General features: G+C 65.7%; 24 protein-coding genes, 1 tRNA gene and 2 pseudogenes. 17 read left to right on the forward strand and 10 right to left on the reverse strand.

Annotated features, from left to right (window positions below):
• Window positions 1-47: 47 nt before the first annotated feature.
• From MBELCI_RS04995 to MBELCI_RS05020, 6 genes are read left to right on the forward strand one after another with little or no spacing between them, the layout of a single operon-like run.
• Entirely contained in the window at window positions 48-401 is a 354-nt protein-coding gene (locus MBELCI_RS04995; RefSeq protein WP_021693069.1) for an Mth938-like domain-containing protein, read from the forward strand.
• The gene (ccmA, locus tag MBELCI_RS05000; RefSeq protein ID WP_268744176.1) at window positions 398-1,018 is read left to right on the forward strand and encodes a heme ABC exporter ATP-binding protein CcmA; all 621 of its coding nucleotides are present in this window, start codon (window positions 398-400) and stop codon (window positions 1,016-1,018) included. Before MBELCI_RS04995 ends, ccmA begins: the two co-directional genes overlap by 4 nt.
• Window positions 1,015-1,671: a heme exporter protein CcmB gene (gene ccmB, locus MBELCI_RS05005; protein ID WP_021693071.1), complete on the forward strand. Its 657-nt coding sequence runs from the start codon at window positions 1,015-1,017 to the stop codon at window positions 1,669-1,671. The genes ccmA and ccmB overlap by 4 nt, the downstream gene beginning before the upstream one ends.
• Before the next feature lie 46 nt (window positions 1,672-1,717).
• The gene (gene ccmC / locus MBELCI_RS05010) at window positions 1,718-2,461 is read left to right on the forward strand and encodes a heme ABC transporter permease CcmC (RefSeq protein ID WP_021693072.1); all 744 of its coding nucleotides are present in this window, start codon (window positions 1,718-1,720) and stop codon (window positions 2,459-2,461) included.
• Entirely contained in the window at window positions 2,461-2,604 is a 144-nt protein-coding gene (ccmD, locus tag MBELCI_RS05015) for a heme exporter protein CcmD (protein ID WP_045319742.1), read from the forward strand. Before ccmC ends, ccmD begins: the two co-directional genes overlap by 1 nt.
• Complete coding sequence (locus MBELCI_RS05020) at window positions 2,597-3,133, forward strand: DsbE family thiol:disulfide interchange protein (RefSeq protein ID WP_021693074.1); 537 nt, start codon at window positions 2,597-2,599, stop codon at window positions 3,131-3,133. Before ccmD ends, MBELCI_RS05020 begins: the two co-directional genes overlap by 8 nt.
• A gap of 210 nt (window positions 3,134-3,343) precedes the next feature.
• Here MBELCI_RS05020 and acnA read toward each other — a convergent pair.
• A pseudogene (gene acnA, locus MBELCI_RS05025) lies at window positions 3,344-6,123 on the reverse strand (aconitate hydratase AcnA).
• 215 nt (window positions 6,124-6,338) lie between these two features.
• Between acnA and MBELCI_RS05030 the strand changes: the two are divergent.
• Window positions 6,339-7,043 (forward strand): DUF1223 domain-containing protein, encoded by a 705-nt coding sequence (locus MBELCI_RS05030; protein WP_045319731.1) that lies wholly within the window; start codon window positions 6,339-6,341, stop codon window positions 7,041-7,043.
• Here MBELCI_RS05030 and MBELCI_RS05035 read toward each other — a convergent pair.
• Both MBELCI_RS05035 and MBELCI_RS05040 read right to left on the reverse strand, forming a co-directional pair.
• A complete protein-coding gene (locus MBELCI_RS05035) occupies window positions 7,040-7,939 on the reverse strand; it encodes a lysophospholipid acyltransferase family protein (protein WP_369385365.1) in 900 nt (299 codons plus the stop codon). The two genes, MBELCI_RS05030 and MBELCI_RS05035, sit on opposite strands and share 4 nt — an antisense overlap.
• A gap of 306 nt (window positions 7,940-8,245) precedes the next feature.
• Window positions 8,246-8,737 carry an autoinducer binding domain-containing protein gene (locus tag MBELCI_RS05040; RefSeq protein WP_021693078.1) on the reverse strand — a complete coding sequence of 164 codons (492 nt, stop codon included), beginning with the start codon at window positions 8,735-8,737 and terminating at the stop codon, window positions 8,246-8,248.
• A 123-nt stretch (window positions 8,738-8,860) separates the two neighbouring features.
• On the opposite strand from MBELCI_RS05040, the gene MBELCI_RS05045 reads away from it, so the two are divergent.
• Window positions 8,861-9,457 carry a helix-turn-helix transcriptional regulator gene (locus tag MBELCI_RS05045; RefSeq protein ID WP_021693079.1) on the forward strand — a complete coding sequence of 199 codons (597 nt, stop codon included), beginning with the start codon at window positions 8,861-8,863 and terminating at the stop codon, window positions 9,455-9,457.
• A 33-nt stretch (window positions 9,458-9,490) separates the two neighbouring features.
• Here MBELCI_RS05045 and purB read toward each other — a convergent pair whose 3' ends face one another.
• The 4 genes and pseudogenes from purB to MBELCI_RS05065 all read right to left on the reverse strand — a co-directional run bounded on the left by purB (window position 9,491) and on the right by MBELCI_RS05065 (window position 13,822).
• Entirely contained in the window at window positions 9,491-10,792 is a 1,302-nt protein-coding gene (gene purB, locus MBELCI_RS05050) for an adenylosuccinate lyase (RefSeq protein ID WP_021693080.1), read from the reverse strand.
• Window positions 10,793-10,912: 120 nt separating this feature from the next.
• Complete coding sequence (locus MBELCI_RS05055) at window positions 10,913-11,770, reverse strand: hypothetical protein (protein ID WP_021693081.1); 858 nt, start codon at window positions 11,768-11,770, stop codon at window positions 10,913-10,915.
• A 244-nt stretch (window positions 11,771-12,014) separates the two neighbouring features.
• A pseudogene (glnA, locus tag MBELCI_RS05060) lies at window positions 12,015-13,420 on the reverse strand (type I glutamate--ammonia ligase).
• A gap of 63 nt (window positions 13,421-13,483) precedes the next feature.
• On the reverse strand, window positions 13,484-13,822 hold the full coding sequence (locus MBELCI_RS05065) for a P-II family nitrogen regulator (RefSeq protein WP_021693083.1): 339 nt from the start codon (window positions 13,820-13,822) through the stop codon (window positions 13,484-13,486).
• Window positions 13,823-14,016: 194 nt separating this feature from the next.
• On the opposite strand from MBELCI_RS05065, the gene MBELCI_RS05070 reads away from it, so the two are divergent.
• The 3 genes from MBELCI_RS05070 to tig all read left to right on the forward strand — a co-directional run bounded on the left by MBELCI_RS05070 (window position 14,017) and on the right by tig (window position 17,059).
• Window positions 14,017-15,516, forward strand: coding sequence for a bifunctional ADP-dependent NAD(P)H-hydrate dehydratase/NAD(P)H-hydrate epimerase (locus MBELCI_RS05070; protein ID WP_045319732.1), 1,500 nt, complete (start codon window positions 14,017-14,019; stop codon window positions 15,514-15,516).
• Between the two features lie 101 nt (window positions 15,517-15,617).
• Window positions 15,618-15,702 (forward strand) — tRNA-Leu (locus MBELCI_RS05075).
• 28 nt (window positions 15,703-15,730) lie between these two features.
• Window positions 15,731-17,059 carry a trigger factor gene (tig, locus tag MBELCI_RS05080; RefSeq protein WP_021693085.1) on the forward strand — a complete coding sequence of 443 codons (1,329 nt, stop codon included), beginning with the start codon at window positions 15,731-15,733 and terminating at the stop codon, window positions 17,057-17,059.
• A gap of 77 nt (window positions 17,060-17,136) precedes the next feature.
• Here the strand turns inward: tig and MBELCI_RS05085 are convergent, their stop codons facing one another.
• Window positions 17,137-17,634 (reverse strand): lactoylglutathione lyase family protein, encoded by a 498-nt coding sequence (locus tag MBELCI_RS05085; RefSeq protein WP_021693086.1) that lies wholly within the window; start codon window positions 17,632-17,634, stop codon window positions 17,137-17,139.
• Window positions 17,635-17,731: 97 nt separating this feature from the next.
• Between MBELCI_RS05085 and MBELCI_RS05090 the strand changes: the two genes are divergently transcribed.
• Window positions 17,732-18,622, forward strand: a complete 891-nt coding sequence (locus tag MBELCI_RS05090) for a LysR family transcriptional regulator (protein WP_021693087.1) — start codon at window positions 17,732-17,734, stop codon at window positions 18,620-18,622.
• Between the two features lie 78 nt (window positions 18,623-18,700).
• On the opposite strand, the gene mepK is transcribed toward MBELCI_RS05090, so the two are convergent.
• Window positions 18,701-19,273: a peptidoglycan L,D-endopeptidase MepK gene (mepK, locus tag MBELCI_RS05095; RefSeq protein WP_021693088.1), complete on the reverse strand. Its 573-nt coding sequence runs from the start codon at window positions 19,271-19,273 to the stop codon at window positions 18,701-18,703.
• 322 nt (window positions 19,274-19,595) lie between these two features.
• Here mepK and MBELCI_RS05100 point away from each other — a divergent pair, with 322 nt between their 5' ends.
• The 4 genes from MBELCI_RS05100 to MBELCI_RS05115 all read left to right on the forward strand — a co-directional run bounded on the left by MBELCI_RS05100 (window position 19,596) and on the right by MBELCI_RS05115 (window position 23,888).
• The gene (locus MBELCI_RS05100) at window positions 19,596-21,227 is read left to right on the forward strand and encodes a L,D-transpeptidase family protein (RefSeq protein WP_081698484.1); all 1,632 of its coding nucleotides are present in this window, start codon (window positions 19,596-19,598) and stop codon (window positions 21,225-21,227) included.
• Between the two features lie 28 nt (window positions 21,228-21,255).
• Window positions 21,256-22,326 carry a UDP-3-O-(3-hydroxymyristoyl)glucosamine N-acyltransferase gene (gene lpxD, locus MBELCI_RS05105; RefSeq protein WP_045319733.1) on the forward strand — a complete coding sequence of 357 codons (1,071 nt, stop codon included), beginning with the start codon at window positions 21,256-21,258 and terminating at the stop codon, window positions 22,324-22,326.
• Between the two features lie 81 nt (window positions 22,327-22,407).
• Window positions 22,408-22,674, forward strand: a complete 267-nt coding sequence (locus tag MBELCI_RS05110; protein WP_021693091.1) for an acyl carrier protein — start codon at window positions 22,408-22,410, stop codon at window positions 22,672-22,674.
• The gene (locus tag MBELCI_RS05115) at window positions 22,671-23,888 is read left to right on the forward strand and encodes a beta-ketoacyl-[acyl-carrier-protein] synthase family protein (protein WP_021693092.1); all 1,218 of its coding nucleotides are present in this window, start codon (window positions 22,671-22,673) and stop codon (window positions 23,886-23,888) included. Before MBELCI_RS05110 ends, MBELCI_RS05115 begins: the two co-directional genes overlap by 4 nt.
• Before the next feature lie 68 nt (window positions 23,889-23,956).
• On the opposite strand, the gene MBELCI_RS05120 is transcribed toward MBELCI_RS05115, so the two are convergent.
• Entirely contained in the window at window positions 23,957-24,397 is a 441-nt protein-coding gene (locus MBELCI_RS05120; protein WP_021693093.1) for an invasion associated locus B family protein, read from the reverse strand.
• Between the two features lie 795 nt (window positions 24,398-25,192).
• On the opposite strand from MBELCI_RS05120, the gene MBELCI_RS05125 reads away from it, so the two are divergent.
• Window positions 25,193-25,642: a hypothetical protein gene (locus tag MBELCI_RS05125; protein ID WP_131505508.1), complete on the forward strand. Its 450-nt coding sequence runs from the start codon at window positions 25,193-25,195 to the stop codon at window positions 25,640-25,642.
• Window positions 25,643-25,665 lie beyond the last annotated feature (23 nt).

A 25,665-nucleotide genomic window follows, 5' to 3' on the forward strand; every position in this document is an offset into this window, starting at 1 on the left:
CCGTCGGATCTGCGTATCTGTGGAATGTTGAAGGGGAGGACGCGCCCATGCGGCTGACCGAGATCGATTACGACGACTCGATGCCCATCGACGGCTACGGCCCGGGCTTCTTCCGGATCGGCGGCAAGGTGATCGAGGGGGCGGTAACTCTCGCCCCGACCGGGCTGAAGGCCTGGGGCGGCTATGAGGATTTTGATGCGGTTCTGGCATTGGCCGGGCGCATCGACGTGCTCTTCGTCGGCACCGGAGCCGAGATCGCCCATGCACCGCGCGCCTTCCGCGACCGGCTGGAGGAGGCGGGCATCGGTGTGGAAACCATGGCGACCCCCGCCGCCTGCCGCACCTATAACGTGCTTTTGTCGGAAGGGCGGCGCGTCGCGGTCGCGCTGCTGCCGGTCTGAGCGACCTCGCGGTCACCGATCTCGCGGTGGAGCGCGGCGGCATGCCGGTGCTCACCGGAGTGTCGTTCCGTCTCGCGCCGGGGCAGGGGCTGGTGCTGCGCGGGGCCAACGGCATCGGCAAGACGACGCTGCTGCGCACCATCGCCGGGCTGCAGCCACAGCTTTCGGGCAGCATCGAAGGCGCCGGTGAACGGGCGGGCTACGCCAGCCACGCCGACGGCATCAAGCCCGCGCTGACCGTGACCGAGACGCTGCAATTCTGGGCCGATCTCTATCGCAGCACGTTGCCTGAGGAGGTATTTGATCTCTTCGACCTCGCCGATCTGCGCGACCGATCGGCGGGCACGCTTTCGGCCGGGCAAGGACGCCGTCTCGGTCTCGCCCGCCTCGCGGTGATCTCGCGCGAGGTGCTGCTGCTCGACGAGCCCACCGTCTCGCTCGACGCCTTTTCGGTCAAACGTTTCGCAAGCTTCCTGCGCGATCATCACCTCGCGCGAGGCGGCATCGCTGTCATCGCCACCCACATCGACCTCGGCCTCGACCTGCCCGAGATGGACCTCACGCCCTACCGTGCCGCCCCCGAGGCACGGGGCGGCTCGGACGAGGCGTTCCTGTGAGAGCACTTCTCGCGCGCGACCTGCGCCTCGCAGTGCGCGCTGGCGGCGGCTTCGGCCTCGGGTTGGCATTCTTTCTCATCGTCGTGGTTCTGGTGCCGTTCGGCGTCGGGCCGGAGACCGCGATCCTCGCACGTATCGCGCCGGGCATCCTATGGGTGGCGGCACTGCTCGCAGCGCTTCTCTCGCTCGACCGCATCTTCGCGCTCGATCACGAGGACGGCTCGCTGCCGCTCTTGGCCACCGCGCCGCTGCCGCTGGAGATGCTGGCGCTGGCCAAGGCGCTGGCGCATTGGATCACCACGGGGCTGCCGCTCGTCGTCGCGGCCCCGCTCTTGGGTGTGCTGTTGCACCTGCCAGGGGCGGCGATGCCATGGCTTCTGGTTTCGCTGGCCCTCGGCACCCCCGCGCTTTCGCTCATCGGCACCTTCGGTGCGGCGCTCACGGTGGGGCTGCGCCGGGGTGGGCTGCTCATGTCGCTCATCGTGCTGCCGCTCTACGTGCCGGTGCTGATCTTCGGCGCCGAAGCGGCGCGGCGCGGTGCCGAGGGGCTGCCCGCCGCGACGCCGCTGCTGTTGCTGGCGGGCATCGCGCTGGGCTGTGCGGCGCTGCTGCCATTTGCCACGGCCGCCGCGCTCAGGGTCACGCTGCGTTGACCCGTTCGAGCATTGAGCCGCGCCGCGGGCCGGGATAGGAAAAGCCATGTCGATCTGGTCCTACGCCAATCCGAGGAAGTTCCTTGAGACCACCGCCCCTTGGGTGCCGTGGCTTATGTGGCTCTCCGCCGCCGTTCTGGCAGTCGGGCTGGTCTGGGGCTTTTTCTTCACGCCCGAGGCCGAGCGCTTCGGCTCTTCGGTCAAGATCATCTATCTGCATGTGCCCTCGGCGCTCATGGCGATCAATGCATGGCTGATGATGCTCGTGGCTTCGCTGATCTGGCTGGTCCGCCGTCACCATGTGAGCGCGCTGGCGGCCCGGGCGGCCGCGCCGATCGGCATGGTGATGACGCTGATCGCGCTCGTCACCGGCGCGATCTGGGGCCAGCCGATGTGGGGCACATGGTGGGCCTGGGACCCGCGGCTGACCTCGTTCCTGATCCTGTTTCTGTTCTATCTCGGCTACATCGCGCTTTGGGCTGCGATCCCCGACCCCGACAGCGCCGCCGACCTCACTTCGGTGCTCTGCCTCGTCGGCTCGGTCTTCGCGATCCTGTCGCGTTATGCCGTGAACTTCTGGAACCAGGGTCTGCATCAGGGCGCCTCGCTGTCGCTCGACAGCCAAGAGAACGTGGCTGACGTATTCTGGCTGCCGCTTCTGGTATGCATGGCAGGCTTCGTGTTGCTCTTCGTGAGCTTGGTGCTGCTGCGCACCGGCACGGAAATCCGCGCCCGCCGCATCGCGGCGATGCGGGCCCGTGCCCGCCGGGCCGAACCGGTGCGCGCATGATGGATCTGGGGAAATATGCAGCGGAGGTGATCTCGGCCTGGGGCATCAGCCTCGCGCTTCTGGGCGGGCTCGTCTGGTGGACCATCGCGCGCGACCGCAAGGTCAGGGCCGAGCTTGAAAGGACCGAACGCGACCATGGCTAGGATCTCGCCGCTCATCATCCTGCCGCCTGCGATCTTCGCGGCGCTGGCCGGGCTCTTCGCCGCCGGTATGCTGCGCGACAACCCCGATGAGCTGCCCTCGGCGCTGATCGGGCAGGCGGCTCCGCTCACCGAGACCGGTACCCTGCCGGGGCGCACGCCCTTCGATCCGGCAGTACTGGCGGATGGTGAGGTCAAGCTGGTGAACTTCTGGGCCAGCTGGTGTGCACCCTGCCGGGTCGAACATCCGAATTTCGAGGCGCTGGCCGAGGACGGCCTGCCGATCTACGGCATCAACTACAAGGACGACGCGGCGAACGCGAATGCCTTTCTCGAAGAGCTGGGCGACCCCTATGTCGCGATCGGCACCGATGATGGCCGTGTGGCGCGCGACTGGGGCGTCTACGGCGTGCCGGAGACCTTCGTCGTCGATGGCGAAGGTCGGATCGTCGAGCGCATGGCGGGACCGGTGACCCAGCGCGCGATCCGCGACCGACTCACTCCCGCGCTTGAGCGGGCGGCGGCGAACTAGGGTTGGCCTCGCAGCCAACCAGTTTCAGAAGATAGACGACAGGTTCCCGGCGCATTCATGCGCCGGTCGGACGAGTTTGAACGCCTCGAGCCCCGGCTGCTGGGGCGCGGAACAAAACGCCATTTTTCGTTCCGTTGGCTTGCGCGCCCAAAGAAAAACTGCCCCGGCCATGGGCCGGAGCAGTTTCCGTTCAGCGCAATGATCCCAGGATCAGGCGGCCGATTGCGCGAGATTGCGCAGCACGTAGTGCAGCACGCCACCGTTCTTGATGTAGTCGATCTCCACCGCCGTATCGATCCGGCAACGCAGCGTGACCTCCTTGGTCGAACCGTCGGCCATGGTGATCGTCGCGGTCACCTCTTGCAGCGGCTTCACGTCGCTGAGGCCCTTGATCGACACGCTTTCCTCGCCGGTGAGGCCCAGCGACTTGCGGGTATCACCACCGGTGAACTCGAACGGGATCACGCCCATGCCAACGAGGTTCGAGCGGTGGATGCGCTCAAAATTCTCGGCGATGACCGCTTTCACGCCCAGGAGTGCCGTGCCCTTCGCGGCCCAGTCGCGCGAGGAGCCCGCGCCGTACTGCTCGCCGCCGAAGATGACGAGCGGCTTGCCCTGCTCCTGCCAAGCCATGGCGGCGTCGTAGATCGCCATCTGGCTGCCGTCGGGGCCCTTGGTGTAGCCGCCCTCGACGCCATCCAGCATCTCGTTGCGGATGCGGATGTTGGCGAAAGTGCCGCGCATCATCACCTCGTGGTTGCCGCGACGGCTACCGTACGAGTTGAATTCCCGGACGGAACCTGACGCTCGACCAGATACTTGCCGGCCGGGGTGGTCTCCTTGAACGAACCTGCGGGCGAGATGTGGTCGGTCGTCACCATGTCCCCGAGGATCGCCAGAACGCGGGCGTCGTCGATGTCGTGGATCTGGCCCGGTTCGCGGTCCATGCCTTGGAAATAAGGCGGGTTCTGCACGTAGGTCGAGGTGGCGGGCCAGTCATAGGTCTCGCTGTCGGGGGTCTCGACCGACTGCCACTTCTCGTCGCCTTTGAAGACGTCGGCGTATTTCTCCTGGAACGCCGCGCGGGTCACGGTCTTCTCGACCAGCTCGGCGATCTCAGCCTGCGACGGCCAGATGTCCTTGAGGTAGACGTCGTTGCCGTTCTTGTTTTGGCCCAGCGGCTCGCGGGTGATGTCGACATTCATGTCGCCCACCAGCGCATAGGCCACCACCAGCGGCGGGGAGGCGAGGTAGTTGGCGCGCACGTCCGGGCTGATCCGGCCCTCGAAGTTGCGGTTGCCCGACAGGACGCTCGTCGCGATCAGGTCGTGATCGTTGATCGCCTTGGAGATCGGCGCTTCGAGCGGGCCCGAGTTGCCGATGCAGGTGGTGCAACCGTAACCCACGAGGTTGAAGCCGATCGCGTCGAGATCCTCCTGCAGGCCTGCGGCCTCGAGATAGTGCGACACGACCTGCGAACCCGGCGCGAGAGACGTCTTGACCCAAGGTTTGCGGTCGAGGCCCAGTTCGCGCGCCTTGCGGGCGACGAGACCGGCGCCGATCATCACATAGGGGTTCGAGGTGTTGGTGCACGACGTGATCGAGGCGATCACGATCGAGCCGTCATGCAGCTGGTAATGACCGTCATCGGTGCTCACGAAGCCGCGCTTGTGATGGCCCTCGTCACCGGGGATGTCGACCGGCTCAGGCTGGCCGCCTTCCCCTTCCCAGCGGATTTCGGAATTGGCCGAGGTGTCCTTGCCCTCGCGCTGGCCCTTCACGTATTCGGCAAAGGCCGGGGCGGCGGCGTCGAGCGCGATGTGGTCCTGCGGGCGCTTAGGGCCCGAGATCGCGGGAACCACGGTGCCCATGTCGAGTTCGAGCGTATCGGTATAGACCGGCTCGTAGCCCGGGTCGCGCCACATGCCGTTTTCCTTGGCATAGGCTTCGACCAACGCGATGCGGTCCTTGTCGCGGCCGGTCTGCTCCATGTAGCGCAGCGTCTCGGCGTCGATCGGGAAGAAACCGCAGGTGGCGCCGTATTCGGGGGCCATGTTGCCGATCGTGGCGCGGTCGGCCAGCGGCACGTTGTCGAGGCCGTCGCCGTAGAATTCGACGAACTTGCCGACCACACCCTTTTCGCGAAGCATCTTCACGACGCGCAGCACGAGGTCGGTGGCGGTGGTTCCTTCGACCATCTTGCCGGTCAGCTTGAAGCCGATCACCTCGGGGATCAGCATCGAGATCGGCTGGCCCAGCATCGCGGCCTCGGCCTCGATGCCGCCCACGCCCCAGCCCAGCACGGCCGCGCCGTTGACCATGGTGGTGTGGCTGTCGGTGCCGACAAGGGTGTCGGGATAGGCGACGTCCTCACCGTTCTGGTCCTTGTCAGACCAGACCACCTGCGCGAGGTATTCAAGGTTCACCTGGTGGCAGATGCCGGTGCCCGGCGGCACGACCCGGAAGTTTTGAAACGCTTTCTGGCCCCACTTCAGGAACTGGTAACGCTCGATGTTGCGCTCGTATTCGCGGTCGACGTTCATCTGGAACGCGCGCGGGTTGCCGAACTCGTCGATCATGACCGAGTGGTCGATGACGAGATCGACGGGGTTGAGCGGGTTGATCAGCTGCGCGTCGCCGCCCAGCGCCTTGATTCCGTCGCGCATCGCGGCGAGGTCGACCACCGCCGGCACACCTGTGAAGTCCTGCATCAGAACGCGGGCAGGGCGATAGGCGATCTCGCGGGGGTTCTTGCCACCATTGGCGCCCCATTCGGCAAAGGCCTTGATGTCGTCGGTCGAGACGGAGAAGCCGCCATCCTCGAAGCGCAGCAGGTTCTCCAGAACGACCTTGAGCGCGGCGGGAAGGCGATTGAAGTCGCCGAGGCCCGCTTCGGTTGCGGCGGGAATCGAGTAATACGACAGGCTCTGCGATCCGACCGTGATCTTGCGGCGGGTCTTGGCGCTGTCCTGGCCAACTTGAATCGGCATGAAGTGTCCCTTCTGGCTGCGAGCTGTGGGTCTGGCCCCGGTTCTGCCGCAACGGCAGCAGGCGATCAAGGCCGTTGCCCGCTATGTATACAACGGCACACAAATGTCCAGACACCCGAGGACACGTGGCGCGCACGCGGCTCTCGCGGCGGGTTGATTGGTGTTGCAGCGTCAATCAGCCTAGACCTGTAGGGCAATCGCGGTGGAGAGCATGAATGCGGGGATATCTGGCGGCACTGAGCATGGCGGGCGGCCTCGCCTTGAGCCCGGCGGCGCTGGCCGAGTCCCCGGTGGTCATCGAGCTCTTCACCTCGCAGGGATGTTCGAGTTGCCCGCCGGCGGATGAAATGGTGCGCAATCTTTCCACGCGTGACGATGTGATCGCCTTGGGGCTGCATGTCGATTACTGGGATTATATCGGCTGGGCCGACAGCTTCGCCCAGCCCGGCTTCACCAAGCGCCAGAAAAGCTATGCCGCCGCCGTTGGCGAACGGATGGTCTATACCCCGCAATTCGTCGTGGGCGGGGTAGAGCGGATCGTCGGAGCCAAGCCGATGAAGGTGATGCAGGCCGTGATGGACCGTGCCGAGGCCCCCGAACGGGCGTCGGTCTCGGTCATGCGCGAGGGGCAGACGCTGCGAATCAAGGCGGAGCGGTTAGACGAGGGGGCAGTGCCGGTCATGGTGCAATTGGTGCGCTTCCGGCCGCAGGCGGAGGTGGAGATCGAGCATGGCGAGAACGCGGGCCAACGGCTCGTCTATGCCAACATCGTCACCTCGTGGAGCCTGCTCGTGCGCTGGACCGGCAATGAAGCACTCGACATCACCGCACCGTTCGATGGCGAATTGCCGGGGGCCGTGATCGTGCAGGAAGAAGGACCCGGTGCGATCCTCGCGGCGGCGCGTCTGCCCTCGCCCTAGGCCGCGCGGGCCTGTTTCCATCGGTTGTGCACCCAGAACCACTGGCCCGGATCGCGCTCCATGCGCGCTTCGAGACGTCGTGTCGCCTCGCGCATCATCGCGATCGGCTCAGCTTGGGAAATCGGCGCCTCGAGTGCGATGTGAAAGCCGATGCCATCGGGGCGGCGAATGCCGAAATAGGGCACGAGAGCCGCATCGAATCGGAGCGCCAGCTCGGCCGCAGTGAGCGCAGTGCGGGCGGGCCGGCCCATGAAATCGATCTCGACACCGCCCCGATCATGCAGGTCGAACAGGATCGTCGCCATGCCCCCTGATTTGAGGTGCCGCAAGAACCCCGTGAGCCCGCGCCGCCCCTTGGCAAAGACCGGACCCGACACGTCCTGCATGGTGGCGGCATAGTGGTCGTTGACGAAACCGTTCGACATAGCGCGATAAAGGCCGCCGATCTCGTACCCCATGCTGGTCAGCACCCGGCGCGGCGCCTCGTGATTGCCGAAATGACCGGTCACGAAAATCACCGGTCGGCGCTCCGCACGGGCACGTGCAATGGTCTCCAATCCGGCGTCCTCGTGCAGCGCGGCAGGCAACGCCCGCGCGAACTCCGCACCGGAGTAATTCTCGATCAGCGTGCGCCCGAGGTTGTCGCAAACGGCACGGGCCAGACTGGCCCGGCGCGGAGCAGGCATATCGGGAAAGATCAGCCCGAGATTGGCTTCGGCCCTGCGGCGGTAGCCCGCAAGGGGACCAAGCGCGCGCGCGGTCAAGGCACCCATCGCGGCGACGCGCCGCTCGTAGGGCAGGCTGCGCGCCACACCCAAGGCGGCACGCAGGGCGAGATCGACCGCCCTGTCGGTCGGACCGCGCCCGCGCACCGTCATCGTGCCGTCCTTCGCCAAAACCAGTTCTCCGCCAAGCCTGCCAGTGGCCATAGAGTGGGGCGTTCCGGATGCCAAGCCAAGGGTCGGGCGGCTCGCGTGCTGGGCTAACCCGGACCATCCTGACCAAGGTCGCACGAACGCCCTCAGGCGATCACCGCCTGAGCCCCTCTTGCCGCCTCGTTCCATCGGTTGATCCGGCCCACGCTCACCGACTCGATGCCGGTCTTGTCGATGGGCCGGGGGGGCTGACACGGGGTCCCGACTTCCCTGATCTGTGCTTCTACAGGCAGGATTAGGGCAAAAGGTAAACAACAGGTTTCTGTCTCAGGCGGTCACCACCGCGATCGACAGCTCCCCCAACCGTGCGCGCATGGCCGGGCCAAGTGTCTCGACCTCGCGGGTGAGGTCGTGCAGCCGCGCCAACTCCGCCTGCATCTCCTCGATCTCCGCCGTTTCGAACGGACGATCGGGGTGCGCCAGCCCGCCAAAACTGTGAGCGTCGTCGGTCATGGAGATGCTGACGCCATAGCGAAGCCCGTAGCTCGCGGCCTGCGTCATCACGTCGCGCGGGTCCTCCGACGCGTCGAACTCCTCCCAGCGCCGCACCCCCTCATTGGACATCGCCCAGCGCACCGTCGGATCGTGCATCAGCAGGCCTTGCCGGGCATAGGATTCGACCCAAGCCAGGGGGTAGCAATTGAACATCAATTTCGGAGCGGCAAAATGGATATGCACGCCGAGAGCAAAGCCGCCGGGCGCAATCTGCTTGAGATGCGCAAGGCTATGGCCGATACTGATATCATTGGGCAAGGTCATCTGGCGGTTCTACCTCGGCGTTCACAGATCGCACCCGTCAGGACGAGGTCCGGGGGCAAAGATCGAAGTTGGCGCAATGAGTGAACGACCTCACACCGACCTGTCCCGAGCTGGACCCGCCTTGTGACGGGTCTTGTCGATACCGAACGGCTCGGGCAACTGGCCCCCGCCGGTCACTACATCGCATTGCGCATCGGCTTTGCATTCCCACTCGAAGAATACAACCACCTGCCGAAAGCATGGATCGACATTTATACCTCCGAGCGACTTATTCTTGATGATTCCGCGATCCGCTGGGCCTATGCCAACGAGGGCGCGACGCGCTGGAGCGCGCTCGAGGACCCGCACGGGGTCTTCGCGAAGGCGCGGCAGCTGCGGCTGCGCTATGGGGCCGTGGCAGCGGTCGCCGATGTCGGGGGAGCCCGGTCTTACGGGATTTATCTGCGAGAGGACCGGGAGTTCAGCGACCGGGAGCTGGCGGTGATCGTGGAGATGCTCGGCAAGATGCACTCGGATGCCGCGCCCCCGAGCAACCTGACGCAGGCCGAGATCGAGGTGCTGCGCATGGTCAAGAACGGCTACCGGCTCAAGCAGATCGCCCACGCGCTGGGCGTCACCGAAGGCGCGATCAAGCAACGCCTGAAGAATGCCCGCACCAAGCTCGGCGCCAACACCGCGACGCAGGCGGCGACATTGGCCGCGGGGTTCGGCCTGATCTGAGTGGCGGGCCGATGCCGGCCCGCCCGCCGCGCATCAGCCGAAGACGCGGGCGAAGATCGTGTCCACATGCTTGGTGTGATAGGCGAGGTCGAACTTCTCCTCGATCTCCTCGGGGCTGAGCGCCGCCGTCACTTCCGTATCGGCCAGAAGCTCGGTCTTGAAGTCCGCGCCTTGCTCCCACACCCGCATCGCGTTGCGCTGCACGAGGCGGTAAGCGTCCTCGCGGCTCACCCCCGCCTGCGTCAGTGCCAGAAGCACGCGCTGGCTCATCACCAGACCGCGGAACTTGTTCATGTTGTCGAGCATGTTCTGCGGGTAGATCACCAGCTTCTCGATCATCCCGGCAAGGCGGTTCAGCGCAAAGTCGAGCGTCACGGTGGTGTCGGGGCCAATCGCGCGTTCGACCGAGCTGTGGCTGATGTCACGCTCGTGCCAGAGCGTCACGTTCTCGAGCGCGGGCGTCACCGACATGCGCACGAGCCGGGCCAGACCGGTCAGGTTCTCGGTCAGCACCGGGTTGCGCTTGTGCGGCATCGCGGAGGAGCCCTTCTGGCCCTTGGAGAAGAACTCCTCGGCCTCGAGAACCTCGGTGCGCTGCATGTGGCGCACCTCGGTGGCGATGTTCTCCATCGACGAGGCGATGACGCCCAGCGTCGCAAAGAACATCGCATGACGGTCGCGCGGGATCACTTGGGTCGAGATCGTCTCAGGGCGCAGGCCCATCTTCTCGCAGACATGCGCCTCGACGGCCGGGTCGACATTGGCATAGGTTCCGACGGCGCCCGAGATCGCGCCGGTGGCGATCTCCTCACGTGCGTTGCGCAGCCGCGCGAGGCCGCGATCCATCTCGGCGTAGAAGCGCGCGAAGGTGAGCCCCATGGTGGTCGGCTCGGCATGGATGCCGTGGCTGCGGCCGATGCGCACCGTGTCTTTGTGCTCGATCGCGCGCGCCTTGAGCGCGGCCAGAACCCGCTCCATGTCCGCGATCAGCAGGTCGGCGGCGCGGGTCAGCTGCACGTTGAAGGTCGTGTCGAGCACATCCGAGGATGTCATGCCCTGATGCACGAACCGTGCCTGATCCGAACCCACATGCTCGGCCAGATGCGTCAGGAAGGCGATGACATCGTGCTTGGTGACGGCCTCGATTTCGTCGATGCGGGCGACGTCGAACTCCACGTCCTTCGCCTTCCATACGGCATCCGCGTTCTCGCGCGGTATCACGCCGAGATCGGCCATCGCGTCGCCGGCATGGGCCTCGATCTCGTACCAGATGCGGAACTTGGTGGCGGGCTCCCAGATGGCGGTCATCTCGGGGCGGGAATAGCGGGGGATCATCGGCGCTCTCTCGTTCGGGGAGGGTTCGCCGGGGTCATAGGGGGATGGGCCGCGCCGCACAAGGTCGTCGGCTGACGCGGCGGCAGTGCGACCGGCCCCATGTCGGGGCCGGCCCGCGATTCACCAAACTGCTGCGGCGAGTGTCGGAAGCCAGGCCGCGATCCCGGGGGCAGCCGCGATGCCCGTGGCGACGAGCGCGATCTGCCCGGTGCCGGAGCGGTCGCGCCACAGCCGCAGGCCCAAAGCCTGTAGTGGGTTCTTCTTGGGCTGTTCCCCTGCCTTGGCTTCGGCGAGGGCCGCGCGGATATCGCGCATCTCCGCGACCATCGGGTGCGCCGTCACGGGGCTGTCGTTGGCCGGGCCCGCAAATTCGTCCATGGCGCGCCGCTTGGGCCGCTCGGTGCGATAGTTCGGGACTTGCGGCCGCTTGGGGCGGGGGCGTCTCTGGGGCACTTCGGGGGCCAGCTCTGAGACCTGCTCGGCGGTCTCGGCGTCGTAGCGCGCCAGCATCCGGTCGAACTCGCGGGCGCTCGTATGCGGGCCAAGACGGGTCGGATCGAGGCCGGGCAGCGCGTCGATCAGCTTGTCGATCATCTCGGCGGTCGGGGTTTCGGTGCTGGTCTGCCACAGCATGCGATCCGACATGTAGCGATCATTGATGCGGTCCGCGAGCAGGCGCGTGATAGTGCCCTGATGACTGGCGATGCCGATCTGGCAATCGCCACTTTCTCCGGCGCCAACGCCGATGGTCAGGCAGGCGGCGTAGCGGCCGGGCAGGGGCTGGGACCAGCCGAGAATGATGCGCGCATTGTCGAGATCGAAGATCGCGACGTCGTCGTGATCCCAGTTAAGACCGCAATCGCCGGCGGGACCTTCGCGAAGCGACGTGCACAGATCCTCGACAAGATTGGGAAAATCGAGCGCGGGGATGCCGCGGAACAGCAGCTGGGCGATGGTACTGGTGATCGGGTCTGACATGGACCGGTCTCCGAATGGGTCGGCTCGTTGGCCGGTGAGTGGTCCTTTAACTAAGGTTAACGAATGTGTTCCCGTTAAGCACGAAACTGGGAATAAGCGTGGTCCTTCCGCCTGATCGGCCCAAGCAGCGCCGCAGTTTCGCCATCTCGTTTCGTGCGTGCCCCCGTCTCGCAAGGAAACTCGCAACGAAAACAGGGCGCCCCTTGGGGCGCCCCGCATTACTGGGCCGTAACCGTTCCCGCTATCAGCAGGAGTAGTAGAGCTTGTACTCGACCGGGTGCGGCGTGTGCTCGTAGGCGTAGACCTCTTCCCACTTGAGCGCCATGTAGCCCTCAAGCTGGTCACGGGTGAACACGTCACCGGCAAGCAGGAACTCGTGGTCCTTCTCCAGCTCCTCGAGCGCCTCGCGCAGCGAACCGCAGACGGTCGGGATCTCGGCCAGCTCCTCGGGCGGCAGGTCGTAAAGATCCTTGTCCGAGGCCGGACCCGGATCGATCTTGTTCTTGATGCCATCGAGACCGGCCATCATCAGAGCCGCGAAGGCGAGATAGGGGTTCGCGGCCGGATCGGGGAAGCGGGCCTCGACGCGCTTGGCCTTCGGGCTCTCCGACCACGGGATCCGGACGCAGCCCGAGCGGTTGCGGGCCGAGTAGGCGCGCAGCACCGGAGCTTCGAAGCCCGGGATCAGACGCTTGTAGCTGTTGGTGGTCGGGTTGGTGATCGCGTTGAGCGCCTTGGCGTGCTTGAGGATGCCGCCGATGAAGTAGAGCGCTTCCTGGCTGAGATCGGCATACTTGTCGCCCGCGAAGAGCGGCTTGCCGTCCTTCCAGATCGACATGTTGACATGCATGCCCGAGCCGTTGTCGCCCGAGATCGGCTTCGGCATGAAGGTCGCCGACTTGCCATAGGCCTGAGCCACGTTGTGGATCACGTATTTGTACTTCTGGATCTCGTCGGCCTGATGCGTCAGGGTCCCGAAGATCAGGCCCAGCTCGTGCTGGCACGAGGCCACCTCGTGGTGATGCTTGTCGACCTTCATGCCCATGCGCTTCATGGTCGAGAGCATCTCGCCGCGCATGTCCTGCGCGTCGTCGATCGGGTTCACCGGGAAGTAGCCGCCCTTGACGCCCGGACGGTGGCCGGTGTTGCCGACCTCGTATTCGGTGTCGGTGTTCCATGCGCCGTCGATGGCATCGACCGAGAAAGAGACCTTGTTCGAGGTCACGGCAAAACGGACGTCGTCGAAGATGAAGAACTCGGCCTCGGGGCCCATATAGGCGGTGTCGCCGATGCCCGACGACTTGAGGTAGGCCTCGGCCTTGAGCGCGGTGCCGCGCGGGTCGCGGTCATAGGGCTCGCCGGTGTCGGGCTCGACCACGGTGCAATGGATGCACAGCGTCTTCTCGGCATAGAACGGATCTAGATAGGCGCTGTCGAACGCCGGCATCAGCTTCATGTCGGACTGGTCGATCGATTTCCAGCCGGCGATCGAGGAGCGTCGAACATGAAGCCCTCCTCGAGAAAGTCCTCGTCGACAAGGTCGGAGACCACGGTGACGTGCTGGAGCTTGCCCTTGGGGTCGGTGAAACGGATGTCGACGTATTCGACCTCCTCGTCCTTGATCATCTTCAGAAGCGTAGAGCTGTCCATCAATGCTTTCCTTGTTTGTCTCGTGTTCGTGAAAAGGGGCTCGTTGCCCCTTGCGCGCCGCGATCAGATCGCGTCGTCGCCGAATTCTCCGGTGCGGATGCGGATCGCCTGTTCGACAGGCGACACGAAGATCTTGCCGTCGCCGATCTTGTCGGTCTTGGCGGCATCCACGATCGCCGCGATCGCACGCTCGACCTGATCGTCGGGCAGCACCACCTCGATCTTCACCTTGGGCAGGAAATCGACCACGTATTCGGCGCCGCGATACAGCTCCGTATGGCCCTTCTGGCGACCGAAGCCCTTGACCTCGACGACCGAGAGACCTTGCACACCAGCTTCCTGGAGCGCCTCCTTCACCTCATCGAGCTTGAACGGCTTGATGATCGCCTCGATCTTCTTCATGTCGCGCGACTCCCTTGCATCCGCGTTCTGAGGCGTGAAACCATGTCGGCCCGGCCACCTCAATCACCGGTCCCGGAGCGGCGGCGGGCTGATGCCGAAATTCTGTAGTCGTGATTAAAAATTGTGCGAAATGGGTGGATTCGATGCAGTGTGAAAACTCCGAGGCCGCTGCGCCGCGATCGAGCGCCCGTTCCATGTGCAGTCTCGATGCAGCGGCGTTGCTGAGTGCCGCCGAAATGCGCGATGCCGAAGCTCAGGCGATCGCGGCGGGCACTTCGGGATCGGTGCTGATGGAGCGCGCGGGCGCGGCGGTGGTCGTGGCATTGGAGGCCTTCTGGCCGGATCTCGCCCCCGGGGCGCGGGCCTGCATCCTGTGCGGCCCGGGCGGCAATGGGGGCGACGGTTATGTCGTGGCGCAGCTTTTGCATATGCGGGGTTGGCGGGTGCGGGTGCATGCGCTGGCACCGGCGACTACCCCTGATGCCCGCGCGCAGGCAGAAAAATGGGCAGCCACGGGTGTGACCGAGGGTTGGGACGAGGCCGCTGCTTCGGTGCAGGACGCGGATCTGGTGATCGACGCGCTGTTCGGTCTCGGGCTGTCGCGCTCTCTTGGGCCGGAGGTGGCCGCTATCTGCGAGGCGCGGCCAAGGCGGTTGCTGGCGATCGACCTGCCATCGGGCCTGTGCTCGGATAGCGGTCGGGTGATTGGCGACACCTGCCTCGATGCCGATCTGACGGTAAGCTTTCACATGCCCAAGCGGGGCCATGTGCTGGCCGAGGGGCCGGCGCGTTGTGGCGCGCTCGACATCCGTGACATCGGACTTGTCGATGGACAGGACGAGGTGAGGCTCACCGGTTTGCCTGCCGGGCTCGCCAAGAAGTCAGGCCATAAATACGGGTATGGCCATGCGCTCGTGCTCTCGGGAGGGGTCGGGCGCGGGGGAGCGGCCCGGATGGCGGCGCGCGGTGTGCTTCGGATCGGGGCGGGGCTGGTGACCGTGGCTTGCCCGCCCGCCGCCTTGCAGGAAAACGCGGCGCGGCTCGACGCGATCATGCTGCGTCCGCTGCGCGATGCAGAAGGCTTGGATGTGCTCCTCAAGGACACGCGCCTGAACGCGCTCCTGCTCGGCCCCGGCCTTGGCACGCGCAAACGGGAGCGCGAGTTTGTCGCCCGCGCGCTGGCCGCGCGGCGCGGCACCGTGCTCGACGCCGATGCGCTGACGCTCATCGCCGAAGACGAAGGACTGCGCGCCGCGCTTCACGAGGGATGCCTGCTGACACCTCATGATGGCGAATTCGCCCGGCTGTTTCCCGATCTTGCCGACCGCATGAGTGGCGCCATCGCGCATGGCCCGGCCTTTTCGCGCATCGATGCCGCGCGGGAGGCTGCCGCGCGCGCCGGTTGCGCGGTGCTGCTCAAGGGGCCGGATACCATCATCGCCGCCGCCGACGGACGCGTCCGCGTCAACCCAGGCGTCTACGAGCGCGCCGCGCCTTGGCTTGCCACCGCCGGGGCGGGCGACGTGCTCGCGGGGTTGGCCACGGGGCTCGTGGCGCGCGGCTGGCCGGGGTTCGAGGCAGGGCGGGATGCGGCTTGGCTGCATGTCGAGGCGGCACGCCGGTTCGGCCCCGGGCTGATCGCCGAGGACTTGCCCGAGTTGTTGCCGCCACTCCTGCGCGAACTGGGCATTTGACGCCGCTGCGGCAGCCGATTTTTCCCGTGGCGCAGGCTCTCGCGCTTTGCTAGACAGCGCCGAGATTTCCGGGGGGCGTTTCGCGCCCTTCAAAGAGACATGCGGGTGTGGCGAAACTGGTAGACGCACCAGATTTAGGTTCTGGCGCCGCAAGGCGTGGGGGTTCGAGTCCCTTCACCCGCACCAAGAAACACGATTGAGAAAAGGACGACAGATGCAGGTCACCGAGACCCTCAACGACGGCCTCAAGCGCGGCTACACGATCACGCTGCCCGCCGCCGAACTGGACGCCAAGGTGCAGGAAAAGCTGGTCGAAGCCCAGCCCGAGGTCGCCATGAAGGGCTTCCGCAAGGGCAAGGTGCCGCTGTCGCTGCTCAAGAAGCAGTTCGGCCCGCGCGTGCTCGGCGAAGCCATGCAGGAGAGCATCGACGGCGCGCTGTCGAGCCACCTCGAGGAAAGCGGCGATCGCCCGGCGATGCAGCCCGAGGTGAAGATGGCCAATGACGAGTGGAAGGAAGGCGACGACGTCGAGGTCACGGTAGCCTACGAAAAGCTGCCCGAGATCCCGCAAACCGATTTCTCGGACATCGAGATCGAGCGCCTGAAAGTCGTGGCCGATGACGCCGCGATCGACGAGGCGCTGGGCAACCTCGCCGAGACCGCGCAGAACTTCGAGGACAAGGACGGCGCCGCCGACGAGGGCGATCAGGTCGTCATCGACTTCCTCGGCAAGATCGACAGCGAGGCCTTCGAGGGCGGTGCCGCCGAGGATTATCCGCTGGTGCTTGGCTCCAACTCCTTCATCCCCGGCTTCGAGGATGGCCTCAAAGGCGTGAAGGCCGGCGACGAAAAGAACGTCGAGGTCAACTTCCCCGAGGACTATCAGGCTCAGAACCTCGCCGGCAAAGCCGCCGTGTTCGAGTGCAAGGTCAAGGCCGTGAAGGCCCCGCAGAAGGCCGAGATCGACGACGAGCTGGCCAAGAAGTTCGGCGCCGACGACCTCGCCGCTCTGAAGTCGCAGATCGCCGAACGTCTCGAAGCCGAGTATTCCGGTGCGTCGCGCGCGGTCGCCAAGCGTAAGTTGCTCGACATCCTTGATGAGAAGGTGTCCTTCGACCTGCCGCCGAGCCTCGTCGAGGCCGAGGCGAACCAGATCGCACACCAGCTCTACCACGAGGAGCACCCCGAGGATCACGGCCACGACCACGGCGAGATCAAGCCGACCGAGGAGCACACCAAGCTCGCCGAGCGTCGCGTGAAGCTCGGCCTGCTGCTGGCCGAGATCGGCCAGAAGGCCGACGTCAAGGTCACCGATCAGGAACTGACCCAGGCGATCCTCAACCAGGCGCGCCAGTATCGCGGCCAAGAGCGGCAGTTTTTCGAGTTCGTCCAGCAGAACCCGCAAATGCGCCAGCAGATCCAGGCCCCGATCTTCGAGGACAAGGTCATCGACCACATCTTCGAGCAGGCCAAGGTCGACGAAAAGGAGGTCTCCAAGGATGATCTCCAGAAGGCCGTCGAGGCGCTCGACGACGAGGCCTGAGCCTCTCCGTCCTGAAAAGCGAAAGGGCCGCCCCTCGGGGCGGCCCTTGTCGTTCGGAGCAGGGGAGCGCTCGCCACTCAGTCGTAGGCACCGGCCGAGTAGGTCAGTTCATAGCCGTGGCTGTAGACCTCGAAGACGATGCCGAACGGGTCCTCGACATAGCACATGCGGTAGGGCTTCTCGCCGGGGAAATACTCACGGATCGGCATCCGCTGCCTGCCGCCTGCGGCAATGATCCGGGCCACCAGCCCTTCGATATCAGGGTCTTGCACCGCGAAGTGGAAGGTGCCGTGCCGGCGGAAATCGAGGTTGTCCTCGGGCGGGCGGTTGTCTTGCATCTCGAACAGTTCGATGCCGATGCGGTCGGCCGTCGCCATGTGCGCGATCCGTAGACGCTTCCAACCGGAGCCGAATACATCCGTGCACATCTGCCCGATATCGCTGTCGTCCTCGACCACCTCGGTCGGCGTCATGATGAGGTAGAGCCCGAGCACCTTGCGGTAGAATGCGACCGCGGCGTCGAGATTGGGTACCGACAAGCCGATATGCGAAAAGCTTCTGGGATAAGGGGCCATGCGTCTCTCCTTCAATTGGTGAAGGGAGGGCTAGACTTTATTGCCCTAGATATGAAATTATCATAATTCATTATCTTGATAAAGATCCGTAATCCACGTGCTGAATTCCCAATGGCTCGAAACCTTTGCCGCGCTGGCCGAAACCGGGCATTTTACCCGTGCGGCCGCGCGGCTGAACATGACCCAGCCCGGCGTTTCGCAGCATCTGCGCAAGCTTGAGGCGCAGGTCGGGCAACCGCTCCTGAGCAGGCAGGGGAAAAGCTTTACCCTCACACCCGCGGGCGAGGCCGTCCTTGCGGTGGCGCATAGTCGCCGAGAAGAGGAGTACAGGTTGCGCGAGGCGATCCGCAGCGATGACGCGGAGGCGGGGGAGGTCTCGGTGGCCTGTTCGGGAAGTTTTGCCATGGCGTTGCAGCCCGCTTTCTGGCCGATGTTGCGCCACGCGCCCCGTCTCAGGCTGAGACTCGAGGCGACCCCGCGACGCGGGGTGATCGATGGGGTGGCCGAGGGGCGTTTCGATCTTGGCGTGATCGACGACGCCACGGGCGATCCGCGCCTCACCGGTACCCGGATCGGACGCGAAGCGCTGTGTCTGCTGCTGCCTGCCGGGATGGCCGATACGCGGTTTGCCGCGCTCGAAGAGTTGGGCTTTATCGCCCACCCCGACGGCTGGCTCTATGCCGAGGAGGTGTTCGCCCTCAATTATCCGGACGAGTTTCGGGGGGCGGAGCATCTGGCGATACGGGCCTTCGTGAACCAGATCGGACAGATTCCGGCTCCGGTCGCGCAAGGGATCGGCTATACTTTGCTGCCCCGCAGCGGGTTCGAGGCCTTTGCGGAACGCGATAGCCTGACGGTGGCGCAGCTTGCCCATCAAAGGCATCGCGATCTGTGGCTGTTGCAACGGCGCGGCCGCGAGCTGCCTGCGCGGGTTGTGCGGGTCGCTGCGTTGGTGACCGAGGTAGCTGCGCGGTTCGCGGAAAGCTGAAGGGTTGGGACGCAAAAGGCGCCCCCGATGGGAGCGCCGTCTCGGCCTATGCCGCAAGTCCGGAGGATCGGTATCGGCTCAGCTGCCCCAGCTGCGAACCGGACCGCAATCCATGTGGACGAAGTTTGAGCCGGAATACTTGCCGACGCCACCAGCCTTGCAGGCAGCTGCGGCGCGGGCCATCTGGCCGACCGAGCGGCTGGCGAGCCGCAAATCGGCGGCCTGACCCTTGAGGTGCAGGGAGTTCTTGGCCACACCCGAGGACCGGCTGCGCAGCATCGCGTTGGTGGCGGGCGAACGATAGCCCGACAGCAGCATGTAAGGTTCGCTCGTCTCGAGCAGAGTTTGCGACGCTGCCATGATGTCTACGGTGCGCGTGTCGATGTCCATCATCTGGTTGTTGCGCCAGTCGCGCATGAAGACGTTGATCTCGCGGATCGCTTCGCCGATGTACTCGCCCTCGATCCAGTAGATCGTGTCGAGCTTTTCGCCGGTCCGCTCCGAATACATGGAGATCCTGCGAACATCGCCGGCGCGCCTGAGAAAGCCTGCCGCATTCGAGTAGGTTGGTGCTGCGGTCACTGCCGTGGCGGCGAATGCGCCAAGGAGACCGCGGCGGGTCATGCCCGCCGAGCGAAGATTTTTCATCATGTGAGCGCCTGTCCCGTCGCTTACCTGTGCCCGCATTTTCACGGGCGTTTTTGCCATCCATCCCCAGATGCAGACCCTCTATCGCATGGGAGAACGACTCGACCAAGTCCGGTTATCGGATAACCGGGTGAAGAAAGTGCAAATCGGCGGGAACTTGCGCAACGGTCGGCGCATTCTGTTTCGGGCCCGCAAATTTGTGACGCGCTCGCCACGCTGCAAGTCCAATCCCGTTTCCGGGAGACATCGTTCGATGGCCGTGCAGAACGCCGGCGTTTATGACCGCCATGCGATCTTGCCGGATCCCTCTGACCAACGGTGTGCCATGCCTGTCCTGCCCGATCCCCGCCGCCGCCCCAGCCAGACTTCGCTGACGCGCTCTGCCGTCGCGGCATTTGCGCTGCTGCTTCCGGTCATGTCTCAGGCCGAGACGCTCGCCGAGGTGTCGCCCTTTCGACAGGCCGTGGCCGAAAGCGTCGCCGGGCAGCCGGGCCTCTCCGAAAGCTACCGTGCCCGGGGCTTTGCCGGGATCTGGACCGGCAGCGACGCCGCCGCCGTCGCCCGCCGCAACGCGCTGCTCTCGGCGCTGTCGAGTGGGCAGGCGCATGGCCTGCCGGTCGCGCGTTACGATCCCGACGGGCTGGTCGCCGGCCTGCGGGCCGCGCGCAGCGCCGAAGACCGCGCCCGTATGGATGTGGAAATGACCCGCGTGTTCCTGCGCTATGCGCGGGATGTGCAGACCGGAATGCTCGAACCCGGCAAGGTCGTGGCGCTGATCCACCGCGAGGTGCCGTTGCGCGATCCGGCCGAAACCCTCGCGGGCTTTCTCGACGCGGAGCCAGTGGCCTTTTTGCGCGGCCTAGCGCCCACCGCCCCCGAATACGGGCGTCTGTTGCGCGCGCGGGCCGAACTGCAGCGCAGCCTCGACGCCGGTGGCTGGGGGCCGCGCGTGCCCGATGGCAAGATCGCGGCGGGGGCGAGCGGGCCGGCGGTGATCGCGCTGCGCGACCGGCTCGTGGCGATGGGCCTGCTCGCGCCGACCACGATCGCGGTCATGGATGACACGATCGTCGCGGCGGTGCGCGACTTCCAGACACGCAACGGCCTAGCGGTCGACGGTGTGGTCGGCCCCGGAACGCTGGCCGAGTTGAACCGCTCGGTTGAGGAGCGGCTGCAATCGGTCCTCGTGGCGATGGAGCGTGAGCGCTGGACCAGCATGGATCGCGGCGCGCGCCACGTCTTCGTCAACCTGACCGATTTCAGTGCCGTGATCGTCGATGACGGGCGCGAAACCTTCCGCACCCGCTCGGTGATCGGTGCCGAGGCGCTCGACCGCCAGACGCCCGAATTCTCGGATGTCATGGAGCGGATGGTCATCAACCCGAGCTGGTATGTGCCGCGCTCGATCGTGGTGGGCGAGTATCTCCCGCAGCTCAAGCGCAACCGCAACGCCGCGAGCCAGATATTGATCACCGACCGCGCAGGCCGCGAAGTGAGCCGCAGCTCTATCGACTTTTCCCGCTATGACGCGCGCAGCTTTCCCTACTCGATGCGCCAGCCGCCCTCGAACTCCAACGCGCTCGGTTTGGTGAAATTCCTGTTCCCCAACCGCTACAACATCTATCTGCACGACACCCCGGCCAAGTCTCTGTTCGGTCGCGAGGCCCGCGCCTTCAGTCATGGCTGCGTGCGCCTCAACGATCCGTTCGAATTCGCCTATGCGCTGCTCTCGGCGCAGGAGGACGATCCTGTCGGCTTCTTCCAGTCGCGCCTCTCCACGGGGCGTGAGCAGCGGGTCGATCTGGTGACCCCGGTGCCGGTCCATCTCGATTACCGGACCGCCTTTACCGATGCCGAAGGCGGTCTGCAGTTTCGCCGCGACGTCTATGGGCGCGATGCGGCGATCTGGGCGGCGCTGGCCCATGAGGGGGTGGCGATCTCGCGTCCTGCGAGCTAAATCGGCCCCGACACCAAGGGGAAGCATGATGGACCATACTCTGAGCGAGATCGCAGCAGCGCTCGGCGCCGAGCTTCTAGGCGACGGCACGCTGCGCGTGACCGGCGCGGCGGAGCCGGCGGAGGCGGGCGAGACCGACCTCGCGCTCGCCATGTCTCCGAAATACGCCGAGGCGCTGGGGCAGGGGCAGGCAAAGGCCGCCCTCGTCTGGCCCGATGCCGACTGGCGGTCGATGGGTCTCGAAGGTGCCGTGGTGGCCCCGCGTGGCCGCCTGGCGATGTCGAAGCTCACTCAGCTTCTCGATCCTCGCGACACCGAAAGCGGCATCCACGCATCCGCCGTGATCGATGCCTCGGCCGTGATCGGCGAAGGCGTTTTCGTGGGCCCGCTCGCCGTGATCGGCGCGGGCGCGGTGATCGGCGCGAACAGCCGCATCATGGCGCAGGCCTCGATCGGCCCGGGCGTGCGGCTGGGCGAGGACGCCTTGATTCATTCCGGCGCGCGGCTGGGCCGTGGCGTGGTCGCAGGTGACCGGTTGATCGTGCAGCCCAACGCGGTGATCGGCGGTGACGGGTTCTCCTTTGTCACCGAGGATGCGAGCCATGTCGAAACCGCCCGCGCTGAGCTGGGGCAGGGCACCGTATCAGCCGAAGCCGACCCGACCTGGCATCGGATCCACAGCCTCGGCTCGGTAGTGATCGGGCATGATGTCGAAATCGGTGCCTGCGCGACCGTCGATGCGGGCACGATCCGGCCCACCCGGATCGGCAATGGCTCCAAGATCGACAACCTCGTGCAGGTCGGCCACAACTGCGTCATCGGCGATCATTGCCTGTTGTGCGGCCATGTCGGCCTTGCCGGGTCGGTGACGATCGGCGACCGTTCGGTGCTGGGCGGCAAGGTCGGTGTGTCCGACAACCTGACCATCGGCGCGGACGTGGTGCTCACCGGCGGCTCGATCGTGCTGTCGAACGTGCCCACGGGACGGGTGATGATGGGCTATCCAGCCACCAAGATCGACAGTCAGGTCGAAAGCTACAAGGCGTTGCGCCGCCTGCCGCGGTTGATGCGTGACCTCGCAACCTCCCGCAAGGGCTGAGAACGGCCATTCATGGTTCCAATGCGGCGTCGCAGCGATTAGATCGGTCGTGGACATGCAGCTGCAAGGGACGCGGGGCACATGGATTTGCGCGACAGGGTGATCGCCATCATCGCCGAGCAGGCGATGCTGGAGCCAAGCGATGTGACGCCGGAGCAGAGCCCGGCCGATCTGGGCATTGACAGTCTTGGCCTCGTCGAGAGCATCTTCGCGATCGAGGAGGCCTTCGACATGTCGGTGCCGTTCAACGCCAACGCGCCCGAGGAGAGCGATTTCGACATTTCCTCGGTCGCCGCGATCATCGCGGCGGTCGAGCGGCTGGTGCAAGAGCAGCGCACCCCGGCATGACCGGCCCGCGTCGCGTTGTCATCACCGGCGCAGGCACGATCAACAGCCTCGGTCACGACGTGCCCTCGACGCTGGACGCGATGCGGGAAGGGCGCTGCGGCATCGGCCCGCTCGATCTGCGGGACGCCGAACGCCTGTCGATCCGCATCGGCGGACAGGTGAAGGGCTATGACGAGCAGGCGCATTTCGATCGTCAGCAGATCGCGCTCTATGACCGTTTCACCCAGTTCACCCTGCTGGCTGCGGCACAGGCCATGGCGCAGTCGGGCATCGTCCTTTCGGACGAGGAGCGCGACAGGGCGGGCGTGGTGCTCGGCACCGCCGGTGGCGGCGTGAACACGTGGGACGACAGCTACCGCAGCGTCTATGAAGAGGGGAAGAACCGGGTTCATCCCTTCGTCGTGCCCAAGCTCATGAACAGCGCCGCCGCCAGCCATGTCAGCATGAAACACGACCTGCGCGGCCCGAGCTTTACCGTCGCCACCGCCTGTTCCAGTTCGAACCACGCCATGGGGCTCGCGTTCCAAATGGTCCGGTCGGGCCTGTGCGAGGCGATGCTCACCGGCGGCTCAGAGGCGATGCTGTGCTTTGGCGGGATCAAGGCATGGGAGGGGCTGCGCGTGATGTCCAAGGACGCCTGCCGCCCGTTCAGCGCCAACCGCAACGGCATGGTGCAGGGCGAAGGCGCGGCGGTGTTCGTGTTCGAGGAACATGACCGCGCGCGCGCAAGAGGAGCCGAGATCCTCGCGGAGGTTGCGGGCTTCGGCATGACGGCGGACGCCGCCGACATCGTCATGCCCTCGGCGCTGGGCGCGGAGCGGGCGATGCGAGTGGCGCTGCGCGATGCCGGCCTTTCGCCCGAGGATGTGGGCTACATCAACGCCCACGGCACCGGCACCGCGGCCAATGACAAGAGCGAATGCGCCTCGGTCTCGCATGTCTTCGGCGCGGCGGCCGACCGGTTGATGATCTCCTCGACCAAGTCGATGCATGGCCATCTGATCGGCGGCACCGGCGCGGTGGAGCTTCTGGCCTGCATCATGGCGCTGCGCGACGGCGTGATCGCGCCGACCATAGGCTATGAGATGCCGGACCCCGAATGCGCGCTCGACGTGGTGCCCAACGTGGCGCGCGAGGCACGGGTCGATGCGGTGCTCTCCAACGCCTTCGCTTTTGGCGGGCTCAACGCGGTGCTGGCGTTGCGCGCGGCCTGAAGGGGCGTTTCAGACGAAAAGGCGCGGCCGCATGACGGCCGCGCCTCTAAGCCCGATGAACCGCGACGTTACTCGGCCGAGGCGACCACGGCGTCGTAGCCCGCGGTGAAGCCGGACAGCGACATCGTGAGCGAGACCTCCTGATCGGGGGCGGCAGCTGGCACGATCCGCAGTGTGCCTGCGCGGCCTCGCTTGAAGGCGGCGAGCTGCTGGTCGGACAGGCCGAAGCGGGCCACGCAACCGGCGCGGTTGCAAAAGCTGAACGGGTAACGCGCGGCCTCGCCGCCGTCGATCGACAGCGACAGCGCCTCGGTCAGCAGCGTCTCGAGCGGCACCACGACGGTCACGCCTGCCACCGCCTGCGACTCGGCCGCCAGCGGCAGGAGGCTGACCTCGGCCACGGCATTGCCTTCGGCGTCCTCGAGCAGTTGGTAGAGTTGGCAGGGATCGGTTACGCCCTCGGTGGCGCGCATGCAGCGCAGTGCCCAATCCCCGTGCGTCTCGGCCACATAGGGCTGTCCCGGACGCTCTGCGGTCTCGGGCGCATCGGGCGACGCCGGCTCGTCGGAGGATGCAGGCTCGGCGGGGGTGGTGGGTTCGGCGGTCTCGACCGGGGCCTCCGCCGGATCGGCCTCGGCCGGTGCGGCGGGTGCCTCCGCCGGGGCCGCGTCGGCGGGCGCTCGGGGGCTGCGGCGGGGGCGGTGACCTCGGGCGTCTCGGGCGCGGTGGTGTCCTGCGCGGCGAGAGGCGTCGAAAGCGCCAGCAGTGCGGCGCTGGCCAGAAGTGTCAGTCGGTTCGGCATGTGGCGATCCCGTTTGTCAGTGTCGGCGCGGATCTAGCACGGCTTGCAAGGACTGTCAGGCGAAAGACAACAGCGACCGGCAAGGTTTCGCGGATGAGAAAAGGGGGCCGCAAGACAGCCCCCTTTTCCGGTTTCTCCCTGTCGGACTTGGCCGACTAATTGCATCGGACGCTAGAATATGCAGGGGGAGGCGTCAACGGGTAACCCCCGAAAACCCAACGCAAAGACTTAAAAAAAACCGCGCCCGAAGGCGCGGCAAGTCTGACAGGGAGGATATCAGACCGGTGGCCCGACACCGGCATCATGCCATCGGGAGGTTACGAATATCTCTACCGAACCGACCGAGGCGGTTCGATCCACCGAAAGATGTGACGCGAGCGCTCTATGCGGGCCGCTCTTGCTATCCAGGGTTGTATGTACGGTTTTATACATAACCTGAGAGGCATGCATGCTGACGGAACGGAAACAATCGTGTAACGTTTGTGCCACGGGAGCATCGAACATGACGCATGGGAGGAACCTAATGGAGCCACTGGCTGAAACGCTTTGGACTCTTGAAAAGAAACACTGGTTCGACGGTGCCGCGTTCTACGAGCGCCAACTCGAGGGAGGAGGAGAGCTGGTGATTCCGTTTCCAGCGGATCTTCAGGACCGTGATGCCGCGTTGCAGGGCCTGCGCCCGGCACGACAGTTCGGGGCCATCGAGCTGCAGGAGAAGACCATGACCGAGCAAGGTGATACCGTTCTTCTGAGCTACAGCGTCGTCGCATGGCGCGATTGTTGCTCGACGCCGCTGCGCGCGCGATGCGCCTCGACCTATCTCGACGATGACGGCACTTGGCTGCGCCTGTCGCACGAGCGCGACACATCCGTCGCCACCGAGGAATTGGGAGAGGTGCGAAAACTGCTGCGTCGGCAGCTACGCCCGATGGCGCGGCTCGGAGCGGCTTGATCTTCAACCGAAAGTTGATCTGG

Source organism: Limimaricola cinnabarinus LL-001 (assembly GCF_000466965.1).
In the GTDB taxonomy this organism is placed as follows: Bacteria; Pseudomonadota; Alphaproteobacteria; order Rhodobacterales; family Rhodobacteraceae; genus Limimaricola; species Limimaricola cinnabarinus.